Source organism: Bacillus sp. FSL R7-0672, from assembly GCF_038601465.1.
GTDB lineage: Bacteria > Bacillota > Bacilli > Bacillales > Bacillaceae > Bacillus > Bacillus pumilus.
Window position 1 is genome coordinate 2,417,420 of record NZ_CP152010.1, and the last position, 11,891, is coordinate 2,429,310.

At 43.0% G+C, this 11,891-nt stretch carries 9 protein-coding genes, 1 other RNA gene and 1 other annotated feature; of the genes, 3 read left to right on the forward strand and 7 right to left on the reverse strand.

All coding sequences use genetic code 11. The features are described 5' to 3' along the window. Positions 1–17 precede the first annotated feature (17 nt). Together MKY18_RS12255 and MKY18_RS12260 are read left to right on the forward strand one after the other, a co-directional pair. Positions 18–1,283: a replication-associated recombination protein A gene (locus MKY18_RS12255; RefSeq protein ID WP_065098515.1), complete on the forward strand. Its 1,266-nt coding sequence runs from the start codon at positions 18–20 to the stop codon at positions 1,281–1,283. A gap of 112 nt (positions 1,284–1,395) precedes the next feature. After that, positions 1,396–2,546 (forward strand): IS3 family transposase gene (locus MKY18_RS12260; RefSeq protein ID WP_185108217.1). Its coding sequence is split into 2 segments (ribosomal slippage): positions 1,396–1,669 and positions 1,669–2,546, totalling 1,152 coding nucleotides; the frame shifts between segments, so codons are not numbered across the junction. A 60-nt stretch (positions 2,547–2,606) separates the two neighbouring features. Here the strand turns inward: MKY18_RS12260 and MKY18_RS12265 are convergent. From MKY18_RS12265 to MKY18_RS12285, 5 genes are all read right to left on the reverse strand, one after another. Further along, complete coding sequence (locus MKY18_RS12265) at positions 2,607–3,371, reverse strand: tRNA threonylcarbamoyladenosine dehydratase (protein ID WP_003216704.1); 765 nt, start codon at positions 3,369–3,371, stop codon at positions 2,607–2,609. A 92-nt stretch (positions 3,372–3,463) separates the two neighbouring features. Then, a non-coding RNA gene (gene ssrS / locus MKY18_RS12270) (6S RNA) lies at positions 3,464–3,644 on the reverse strand. A 77-nt stretch (positions 3,645–3,721) separates the two neighbouring features. Continuing rightward, positions 3,722–5,500, reverse strand: coding sequence for an aspartate--tRNA ligase (aspS, locus tag MKY18_RS12275; RefSeq protein ID WP_185107044.1), 1,779 nt, complete (start codon positions 5,498–5,500; stop codon positions 3,722–3,724). 18 nt (positions 5,501–5,518) lie between these two features. Then, positions 5,519–6,793, reverse strand: coding sequence for a histidine--tRNA ligase (gene hisS, locus MKY18_RS12280; RefSeq protein WP_185107046.1), 1,275 nt, complete (start codon positions 6,791–6,793; stop codon positions 5,519–5,521). A 74-nt stretch (positions 6,794–6,867) separates the two neighbouring features. After that, positions 6,868–7,107, reverse strand: a binding site (T-box leader). Positions 7,108–7,165: 58 nt separating this feature from the next. After that, entirely contained in the window at positions 7,166–7,336 is a 171-nt protein-coding gene (locus MKY18_RS12285; protein ID WP_157957781.1) for a YrzK family protein, read from the reverse strand. Between the two features lie 136 nt (positions 7,337–7,472). Between MKY18_RS12285 and MKY18_RS12290 the strand changes: the two genes are divergently transcribed. After that, on the forward strand, positions 7,473–9,053 hold the full coding sequence (locus tag MKY18_RS12290; RefSeq protein WP_106065668.1) for an SH3 domain-containing protein: 1,581 nt from the start codon (positions 7,473–7,475) through the stop codon (positions 9,051–9,053). A gap of 96 nt (positions 9,054–9,149) precedes the next feature. On the opposite strand, the gene dtd is transcribed toward MKY18_RS12290, so the two are convergent. Continuing rightward, complete coding sequence (dtd, locus tag MKY18_RS12295; RefSeq protein WP_044140029.1) at positions 9,150–9,593, reverse strand: D-aminoacyl-tRNA deacylase; 444 nt, start codon at positions 9,591–9,593, stop codon at positions 9,150–9,152. 18 nt (positions 9,594–9,611) lie between these two features. Continuing rightward, positions 9,612–11,822 (reverse strand): bifunctional (p)ppGpp synthetase/guanosine-3',5'-bis(diphosphate) 3'-pyrophosphohydrolase, encoded by a 2,211-nt coding sequence (locus tag MKY18_RS12300; RefSeq protein ID WP_044140028.1) that lies wholly within the window; start codon positions 11,820–11,822, stop codon positions 9,612–9,614. Positions 11,823–11,891: the final 69 nt, after the last annotated feature.

Sequence of the window (11,891 nt, forward strand, 5' to 3'; positions counted from 1 at the left end):
CTTTAGGAGAGATAATCATGAAACCTTTAGCGTACCGGATGCGCCCAAGTCATATTGAAGACATCATTGGGCAGGAGCATCTCGTTGGAGAAGGTCAAATTATTAGACGAATGGTCGAGGCAAAACATTTATCCTCGATGATTTTATACGGACCGCCGGGCATCGGAAAAACATCGATTGCGACGGCGATCGCTGGCAGTACAAGCATTGCGTTTCGGACGTTGAATGCGGTCATTCATAACAAAAAGGATATGGAAGCTGTCGCCGCTGAAGCGAAAATGAGCGGCCAGGTCATCCTCATTTTAGACGAGGTTCACAGGCTTGATAAAGGAAAGCAGGATTTTCTTCTTCCTTATTTAGAAAATGGCATGATCATTTTAATTGGCGCAACGACGGCTAACCCCTATCATGCGATCAACCCTGCCATTCGAAGCCGGACACAAATATTTGAGCTAAAACCGCTTGAAACAGAGCAAATCAAGGCTGCATTAACAAGAGCGTTACAGGATGAACATCGCGGACTTGGCGGGTATGAGGTGGCAGTAGACGATGAAGCGATGAATCATTTTGCCAATGGATGCGGCGGAGACGTACGCTCTGCTTTAAATGCGTTAGAACTAGCTGTTTTATCGACAAAAGCAGATGAGGCTGGGCATATTATGATTACTCTTGCCGCAGCAGAAGAATGTTTACAAAAAAAGAGCTTCTCACATGATAAGAATGGTGATGCTCATTATGATGTCCTCTCGGCTTTTCAAAAATCCATTAGAGGATCTGACGCAGATGCGGCGCTGCATTACCTTGCCAGACTGATTGAAGCAGGAGACCTTGAAAGCATTTCAAGGAGATTACTCGTGATGGCTTACGAAGATATTGGCTTAGCTAGTCCGCAGGCAGGCCCTCGTGTGTTAAGCGCTGTTCAAACAGCAGAAAGAGTCGGCTTCCCGGAAGCCCGAATTCCGCTGGCTAACGCAGTCATTGAACTGTGTCTTTCTCCTAAGTCCAACTCAGCATATAAGGCGATCGATGCGGCACTTGGTGACATTCGTTCAGGGAAAATTGGTGAAATCCCTGTTCATTTAAAGGATGCTCACTACAAAGGAGCTACAGCACTCGGCAGAGGTGTCGATTACTTATACCCACACGATTATGAAAACGGCTGGGTGAAGCAGCAGTACTTACCTGATCCGCTGAAAAACAAGCAATACTATGAACCGAAGCAAACAGGTAAATTTGAAGGCGCACTGAAACAGGTATATGAGAACTTAAAACGCCAAAAATAAAAAAAGCCCCCTGCCTAGGAACTGACCCCATAAGATGAGACAAATAAAAAACACCTTCAAGTTTGAAAATGGATCGTTGTGATCCGAAATAAAACATGGAGGTGTTTTTTCTATGGGGACAAGAGTGAGTTATCCGGTTGAAGTCAAACAGAAGGCTGTAGAAATGAGATTGGCAGGCGTACCTATGAAAGAGATCATGCAGAAATTGAATATCAAGAATAAGACGCAGGTTCAGACATGGGTGAGGTGGCATAAGGCTGGGGATACACACCGGTTCGAACAGCCTGTTGGAAAACAATATACCTATGGAAAGGGTCCCGAGTACTCTTCCGAATTAGAGAGACTGCAGGCAGAAAATCGCTATTTGAGTCAACAGAATGAAGTTTTAAAAAAGTACAACGAATTGGAAAGGAAGTTGATAAGGAAACGTCAATCAAACTGGTAGAAGAATTGTGCAAAACGATGACGGTACAGGACATCTGTGTCCATTTAGGCATCTTACGTACTTCGTATTATAGATGGAAAAAGGATCTGACTCAGAATCATTCTAAAAGACAACTAGAGAAACAGGTCGGCACGTTGTGCCGAAAGCACAAATATCGATATGGTTATCGAAAAATCACAGCCATACTAAAAAGGAGAATGCGTATTAACCATAAAACTGTTCAACGTATCATGCAGAAAAACCAGTGGCAATGCCGGGTTAAAATGAAAAAGCGTAAGAAGAATGGGCAGCCCTATGCCGTGGCCAGTAATATACTGGATCGGAACTTTCAGTCTGATCGCCCTCTTGAAAAACTAGTAACGGACATCACGTATTTGCCTTATGGACAGAAACAATTGTACCTTTCCAGTATATTGGATTTATATAATGGAGAAGTGATTGCTTTTACGATTGGTGATAAGCAGGACACAGACTTTATCTTAAACACACTTAATCAGCTCCCAGCACTGCCTGAGAATTGCGTGTTACATAGCGATCAAGGTTCTGTGTATACATCTTACGAGTATCAGAAAGCTGTTCATATAAAAGGCATTACCATGAGCATGTCCCGTAAAGGGACGCCCGCTGATAATGCCTCCATCGAATCGTTTCATTCCTCACTAAAGTCTGAAACGTTCTATCTTAACAGGATTGACCGCACTACGACCAGCATCGTAGAACGCACTGTCAAAGAATACATTTATTATTATAACAACATCCGTATTCAAACGAAACTAAACAACCAATCACCGATAAACTATCGGCAATTGGCTGTATAAAGGTGTTTTGATCCCTGTCTCAAAAACGGGGGTCAGTCCCCCTATTAGCAGGTGGGCTGTTTATTTATCTTTCACACGTGTAATTGGAATATCTTTCAAAAGCTGCATAATGACATGACCACCCATGATCAATCCTGCAACAGACGGGACAAATGCATTGGATGATGGCGGCATTTGTGCCTTGCGAATCTTCGCTTCATCATTTCCAACTTCTTTTCTGACATCTTCGCGAATCACAATCGGACTTTCATCAGAGAAGATGACTTCAATCCCTTTACGAATCCCTTCTTTGCGTAGACGCGTTCTCACGACTTTTGCAATTGGGTCGGTATGTGTTTTTGAAATGTCATCAATTTTGAAGCGGGTCGGATCTGTTTTGTTTGCTGCTCCCATACTCGAAATGATGTTCACACCTCGTTTCAGACACTCTTTCATTAAATGAATTTTATAGTGAATCGTATCTGACGCATCGATGACATAATCAAGTGGATATTCAAAAAATTGCTCATATGTTTCCTCTGTATAAAACATCTTGAGTGCAACAACTTCACATTCTGGATTAATATCAGCGATTCTCGCCTGCATTAAGTCAACCTTCGGCTGACCAACTGTTGAAAGCAATGCTGGCAGCTGACGATTTACATTTGTAATATCAATATCATCTTTATCAACAAGAACAATACGGCCAACACCTGAACGAGCGAGTGCCTCAACTGCAAATGAACCAACGCCGCCCACACCAAGCACTGCCACTGTACTGTTTTTTAATATATCTAAGCCTTCCTTGCCAATGGCAAGCTCGTTTCTTGAAAACTGATGTAACAAGTGCCTCACTCCACCTTTATTTAAAATGAATCGAAAGAATCATATCATATTCAACCTTCTTCGTCATCCTTCTGAAAAAGAAAAAAACACAAAAAAGTCCCGACAACGCCGTCAGCTTTTCCTTCGTTTTGAACCCCGCACCATGCAGGTGGGTGCTTTCTTCCTGACTTTATAATTCCTCTAAAGAGGCATTTATGCAGAAAGGAAAGGCAAGCTCCCGTATAAAAAAATGTTCGGTCAAAACTAGGTAACCACCGTACGTATCAGGACTTTATTTATTGATTGAAGAAAGCATATCATAGGCATGCCGCTTTTTCAAGCGTTTACATGCCTATATCCATGCGTCTATTTTACTGTTTTACTTTTGTTTTAATGGCTAAACTTAGCTCATCAAGCTGCGCTTCGCTCACAAGGCCTGGAGCATCTGTTAACACGCAGCTCGCACTTGCCGTTTTCGGGAACGCAATCGTGTCTCTTAGGTTAGAGCGGCCGGCAAGCAGCATCACTAAGCGGTCAAGACCAAGCGCGATTCCGCCATGCGGAGGAACACCGTGCTCAAAAGCATCTAGAAGGAAGCCGAATTGTTCATAAGCCTCTTCTTTTGAAAACCCAAGTAAGCTAAACATTTTTTCTTGAATGTCCTTTTCGAAAATACGAATCGAACCTCCGCCAAGCTCATAGCCATTCAGGACAAGGTCGTATGCCTGTGCCTTCATGTCTTCTGGGCTTGTCTCAATTAATTCAAGATCGTCGCGTACTGGCATTGTGAAAGGATGATGGGCAGCATAGAAGCGGCCTTCTTCTTCATCTTTTTCAAGCAGCGGCCAATCAACAACCCATAAGAAGTTGAATCGAGACTCATCGATGAGTTCAAGCTCTTTGCCGAGTTTTAGGCGAAGGGCGCCAAGTGCGTCATGGACAACAGACGTCTTATCTGCAACAAAGAGTAAAAGGTCGCCTTCTTCGACTTGAAGCTGCTCTTTTAATTCTGCTTGCTTTGCTTCGTCAAAGAATTTAGCAATCGGCCCTTTTAATTCTGTCCCTTCTGCTTTAAGCCAAGCTAGACCTTTTGCACCGTAGTTCGCAGCAAATGCACCAAGGGCATCAATGTCTTTTCTTGAGTAGTTCGCTGCAGCCCCTTTGACATTGATGGCTTTCACAGTTCCACCATTTTTTACAGCTCCGCTAAAGACTTTGAAATCAGAGTCTTTTACCGTGTCTGAAATGTTGACAAGCTTCATCTCAAAACGTGTATCTGGTTTATCAGAACCATAAGAGTTCATCGCTTCATCATAAGTCATGCGAGGTAATGGCAATGTCAAATCTACGCCTTTGACATCTTTCATCACCTTTGCCATCATCTCTTCAGCAAGCGTCATAATGTCCTCTTGACTCATAAAGGACATTTCGATATCGACTTGTGTGAATTCCGGCTGACGGTCAGCACGCAAGTCTTCATCTCTAAAGCAGCGGGCAATTTGATAGTATCGATCCATTCCTGAGACCATCAGCAATTGTTTAAATAATTGCGGGGACTGAGGCAAGGCATAGAACTCTCCTTCGTGTACACGGCTTGGAACAAGATAGTCACGTGCACCCTCTGGCGTACTTTTAGTTAAAATCGGTGTTTCAATATCTAGAAAGCCGTTGTCATCTAAGAAATGGCGGAATGCTCTTGTGACTTCATGTCGCATTTTCATCGTTTCAAACATAGCAGGACGGCGAAGGTCTAAGTAACGGTATTTTAAGCGCACATCTTCTGATACCTCGTCCGCTTGATCTGAAATGACAAAAGGAGGGGTCTTCGCTTCATTTAACACGCTGACCGTTTCGACTTGTATTTCAATTTTCCCTGTTTTTAGATTTGGATTGATCGTTGCTTCTTCTCTTGCGACAACCGTTCCTTTAATATCAAGGACATATTCATTACGAATCGATTCTGCTGTCTCGAGTGCCTCTTTTGAAAGGTCTGGATTGAAAACAGCTTGTACAATTCCTGTACGGTCACGCAGATCAATAAAGATTAATCCGCCAAGGTCACGTCTTTTTTGAACCCACCCTTTTAGTACAACGGTTTGACCGATTTGGTCTTCTGTTACTTCTCCACAATAAAAAGTTCTACCAAACACAAACATTCCACTCCTTCTTTACGCCTTCTTGTGGGCCTTCATCATTTGAATCAGCTCATCAAGCTTCACTTCAATTTGTTCACCCGTTGTCGTATCTTTTACATTCACAATGTGCTGCGCCAGCTCATCTTCACCAAGGACTGCAATAAACTTGGCTTTTAATCGATCAGCCGCTTTAAATTGTCCTTTTAATTTCTTCCCTGTATAGTCCATTTCGCTTGAAATGCCTTCTTTTCTCAGACGATTTAATAATGAAACAGCGTAATCTTTCGCATCATCACCGAGTGCAGCAATGTATAGATCAATGCCATCTTGCAGTGGAAGATCAATTCCTTCAGCATCGATTGCTGATAGGAAACGCTCAATACTCATAGCAAAACCGATTCCTGGTGATTCAGGACCGCCAATTCCTTCAACAAGTCCATCATATCGGCCTCCGCCGGCTAATGTGGTAATCGCACCAAAGCCTTCAGCATTACTCATGATCTCAAATGCCGTGTGATTGTAGTAATCAAGGCCGCGCACTAAGTTCGGATCGACGATATATTCAACGCCTATATCTGTTAAGTATTGTTTGACCTTTTCAAAATAAGTCCGTGATTCATCATTTAAGTAATCTTGAATGGATGGAGCCATTGCCATCAATTCGTGGTCACGATCCTTTTTACAATCAAGAATTCGCAGCGGATTTTGATGTAAACGGGTTTGACAGTCATGACAGAATTCATCGATTCTTGGCTCAAAGTGCTCAACAAGTGCCTTGCGGTAGTCTGCACGGCTCTCTTTGTCACCAAGGCTGTTAATGACGAGCTTTAAGTTTGAAAGACCTGCTTTCTCATAAACACTCATCGCAAGGGAAATAACTTCTGCATCAATGGCTGGATCCTTTGAACCGATCGCTTCAATCCCAAACTGATAAAATTGACGATATCTTCCCGTTTGCGGACGTTCATAGCGGAACATTGGCCCAATGTAATACAGCTTTGTTGGCTGAGTCGGCTGTGCAAATAATTTATTTTCAACATAAGAACGTACGGTTGATGCCGTTCCCTCTGGACGAAGTGTGATGCTGCGCCCCTTTTTATCTTCAAATGTATACATCTCTTTTTGAACGATATCGGTTGATTCGCCTACTCCCCGTGCAAACAGCTCTGTATGCTCAAAAATCGGTGTGCGGATTTCTTTGTATTGAAAGGCTGCACATGTATCTCTTGCAATTTGTTCAACATACTGCCAGCGTTCTGACTCTCCAGGTAAAATATCCTGTGTGCCTCTTGGAATATTAAAACTCATTTTTCGTCCTCCTACGACCATCATTCATTTTTTTATGTGGACATATAAAAAACCCCCGCCTCTACTATGTGTATAGTAGGGACGAGAGTTATACCCGTGGTGCCACCCTAGTTGGAACATGATCTAGCCATGTTCCCGCTCAAATCCTTAACGCAGATTCACGTTCTCCGCCTATTGACTCATTTTTAGAGCGTTCAGCAGGAAACCTACAGAGTGTTCTTTCGTGATAAATGCCATGCGGATTCGCTTTCAGCCTAAGGCGATTCCTCTCTGCTCACGCAATTTACCCTACTATTCTCTATCATCAGTTCCACATTTTAAATTTTCAAGTGTGTTGATTTATATTATAATAAGGTCGGTGCTGCCACTCTGTCAACCCTTGCCGGGCCTCTTTTTCTTTTCCAGCTCTTCTTTTGACGTACATCCGTATTCAGATGCGGTTTCTTCAAGGAAGCCTGGTTGATCCATTTCGTCGTGCTGCCAGCGATCGATATCACGATGTCCATTATATTGCACTCGTCCTAATTTTCTACTTAATCTCATGTTTGTACATCCTTTTATCACGTTTTTATTTAGTATAAACAGATTGATTCATTTTTATTAGGGAAACTGCAAGGAATTAGTCCATTACATAACGAATTTACATTCATCGGTTTTACAAGGGAGGGAAAACACCGTTTTGAAACTAAAAAAACACAATCAAATGATGATGCTGCTTACCTGTTTTGTTCTCATTGCAAGTACTTTGCCTATGACACATGCTACAGCACAAACAGATCAAGCTGTGGTCGCTACAGATGAAATCAATGTGAGAACGGGCCCTGGCTTAAGCTATGGAATCGCAGCTGTTGTGAAGCGCGGAGAAAGCTATCCCATTCTCACGAAACAAGGAGAATGGGTGCAGATCGGGCTATCGAACGGTCAAAAAGGGTGGGTCGTCTCATGGCTGATTACGACATCATCTGGCGGCCAAAACTCCGCTAAGCCAAAGACGCAAAATCAAAGCTCAGCAGGCAGCGGTTCCATTACATCGACAGCCTCTGATCTTCGCATACGGACAGGCCCTGGGACTTCCTATCAAGTCGTCGGAACTTTCCCGCAAGGCGCTTCCGCTAAAAAGCTGCAGACAAGCGGCGAATGGACAAAAATTTCGTATAAACAAGCAGTAGGCTGGGTTCACTCTGATTATGTGTCAGGCGGCCAAAAAGCTGCTCAATCAAGCTCTGGCGAGTCCTCTCGCTCTAAACAGACAGGCACAGTTGGCGTATCGAGCTTGAATGTAAGGCAATCGGCGGCACCAAATGCACAAGTCGTCGCTTCACTTGCCCGCAACACACAGATCACCATTTTGCGCGAGCAGAACGGCTGGTATGAAATTGAGGCAAAAGGCGTGAAAGGCTGGGCAGCAAGCTATTACATCGTCACAAGCAATGGAGCGAGTTCGGCTGGTGAAAAGAATCCATCTTCTTCGGCTTCCCAAAAGAAAGCGTACATTGTCTACGATGGCACCAACATTCGAAAAAGTGCTTCTACCTCTGCTCAGATTGCAGAAAGAGCCACAAAAGGCGCTGCCTATCAAATTGTTCGCACGCAAGGTGACTGGTACGAGGTGACACTATCTAACGGCGGAACTGGTTATGTGGCAAGCTGGGTCGTTCAAACGAATAAAAATAGCAGCGAGGCACCAAGACCACAGCAGGATTCTTCATCAGGAACTGGTTCTTTAAAAGGAAAAACGATTGTTCTTGATCCAGGTCATGGCGGAAAAGACAGCGGCACGATTGGAGCAGATGGTGCGTTTGAGAAGAACATTACCATCAAAACCGCCAATTTACTGGCAGGAAAATTAAGGGCTTCTGGTGCAAATGTCTATTTAACAAGAAGTGAAGATACTTTTATCAGCCTTCAATCGAGGGTTGCAACATCTCATTACAGAAATGCAGATGCATTTATTAGTCTTCATTATGATAGTTTTATGGACCCAAGTGTCAGAGGAAGTACGGCATATTATTATCAAGCAGCAAAAGACCAGCAATTAGCGACAAACGTTCATACAGAAGTCGCTAAACGCTCTCAAATCCCTGATAAGGGTGTCAAATTCGGAGATTATTTTGTGTTAAGAGAAAACAAACGTCCTTCTCTTTTATATGAACTCGGCTATTTAAGCAATCCTCAGGAGGAAGCCATCATTTATAGCGCCTCTTACCAAGAACGAGTCACAGAAGGAATGACAGAAGGATTAAAACAATATTTCCGCTAGAAAAAAGAGGCCACTGCGCCTCTTTTTTGTTTGATCGCAAAAGAAAAAGACTCTAAACAAACTCCTGCAAGAGTTTATCTACAGTCTAAAGTGAATCTATTCTTTGCTATCCATCCAGATAGTCACAGGCCCTGAATTGGTCAATGACACATCCATCATCGCGCCAAAGCGGCCAGTTTCTACATGAATACCTTTTTCTCTAAGGGCTTTATTGAAACTTTCGTAAAGGGCGTTCGCAGCATCTGGCTTGGCTGCTTTCATAAAATTTGGCCTTCTGCCCTTTCTCGTATCACCATAAAGAGTAAACTGAGACACAGACAGCACGCTTCCTTTTACATCCAATAACGAATGATTCATTTTCCCGTTTTCATCCTCAAAAATACGTAAATGTGCAAGCTTATCAGCTAAATAATGCACATCTTCTTCTGTATCTTCGTGTGTGACACCAACGAGTACCATATATCCTTCATTGATGGCACCTGTGATCTCTTCTTCTACCTTCACAGATGCACTTGTCACACGCTGCACAACAAGCCTCATAGACGATATACTTCCTTTCTAATTCATGAATCGGCGAACAGAGTAGATGTCTTTGATTTGTTTAATGCGTTCTACCACTTTGTGCAAATGGTTAATGTTTTGGATAAAGATCGCCATATGGATCGTCGCCACTTTGTTACGGTCAGACTTACCAGAAACCGACGAGATGTTCGTTTTGGTTTCGTTGACTGCTTGAAGCACCTCATTGAGTAAGCCGCGTCTATCATATCCTAGTATTTCAATTTCCACATTGTATTCTTTACGGTTTCGAGCAGGCTGTTCGTGCTCCCACTCTACCGGAATTAACCGTTCTTGCGCTTCTCCTGTCTTCACGTTCGGACAGTCATCACGGTGAACAGATACGCCTCGGCCTTTCGTAATAAAACCAACAATGCTATCACCTGGAACAGGGTTACAGCACTTAGATAAGCGGACAAGCAGGTTATCTATCCCTTTGACTCTTACACCTGCTTCTCGTTTCTTCCCGTGATATGTCTTTGGCTCTACTGTCACTTCTTGAACCGTTTTTTCTTGTTCTTCTTGATCTCTTTGTTTTCTTTCTTTTTCAGTTAAACGATTGGCGACTTGGAGTGCAGTAATTCCGTTATAACCAACCGCTGCATACATATCCTCTTCGTTTGAAAAATTAAATTTGTCAGCCACTTTTTGCAGGTTTTCAGCTGTCAGGATGTCTTTGACATCAAACTCAAGGTTTTTGATTTCTTTCTCCACGAGTTCTCGGCCTTTTTCGACATTTTCTTCACGGCGCTGTTTTTTGAAAAACTGTCTGATCTTGTGCTTCGCTTGGGAGGTTTGGGCAAGTTTGACCCAATCCTGACTTGGCCCATAGCTGTGCTTTGATGTCAGAATTTCAATAATGTCACCTGTTTTCAATTTATGATCGAGCGTGACCATCTTTCCGTTGACCTTCGCACCGATCGTTTTGTTCCCAATTTCCGAGTGAATCCGGTAAGAGAAGTCAATCGGCACGGAACCCGATGGCAGTTCAATGACGTCTCCTTTTGGAGTAAAGACAAACACCATATCAGAGAAGAGATCGATCTTTAACGATTCCATAAACTCTTCTGCATCTGTCGATTCATTTTGGAATTCAAGGATTTCTCTAAACCAAGAGAGCTTCTTCTGGAAGACAGCTTCCTCCGTTGATTCTGCTGACTCTTTTCCTTCTTTGTATGCCCAGTGCGCAGCAATTCCGTACTCTGCAATTTCATGCATTTCCACTGTTCGGATTTGAACTTCAAGCGGGTCACCTTTTGGCCCAATCACTGTTGTATGAAGCGATTGGTACATGTTCGGCTTTGGCATTGCAATATAATCCTTAAACCTGCCTGGCATCGGCTTCCAGCATGTATGGATAATCCCGAGCACGGCATAGCAGTCTTTAATGCTGTCAACCAAAATACGAACGGCCAGCAGATCATAAATTTCATTAAACTGCTTATTTTGCAGGACCATTTTGCGATAAATACTATAAATATGCTTTGGTCTTCCGGAAAATTCAGCCTTGATGTTTACCTCTGACACACGATCTTTTACTTCATTGACAACCTCATCCAAGTATTCCTCACGTTCCGCTCGTTTGCGCTTCATGAGATTCACGATCCGGTAATATTGCTGCGGATTTAAGTAACGGAGCGCTGTATCTTCAAGCTCCCACTTAATCTTTGAAATCCCTAATCTGTGCGCAAGCGGTGCAAAGATTTCAAGAGTTTCATTTGAAATTCTACGTTGCTTTTCCTGAGGAAGATGTTTGAGCGTTCTCATATTGTGCAGACGGTCTGCCAGTTTAATCAAGATGACGCGTATATCCTGCGCCATTGCCACAAACATTTTTCGATGGTTTTCGGCCTGCTGTTCTTCTTGTGATTTATATTTAATCTTCCCGAGCTTTGTTACACCATCAACAAGCATCGCAACTTCTTCGTTAAAATACTCTTTTAAATCCTGTAATGTCACATCTGTATCCTCGACAACATCGTGCAGGAAACCGCCTGCAATGGTCGATGGGTCCATTTCAAGGTCAACAAGAATCCCCGCCACTTGAATTGGGTGGATAATATAAGGCTCACCAGACTTCCGGTATTGCTCCTTATGTGCATTTTCAGCATATTCATATGCTCGCTCTATAAATTGAATATGTTCAGCGGACAGGTATTCTCTTGCCTTGTCAATGACCTGCTGCGCCGTTAAAACTTGTTCGTTCGCCATGGAATCACCTTTTTAAATGAAAACTGTATTGTAGTTTATTATCAAGAAAAATTCGATAGATGTAAAGAG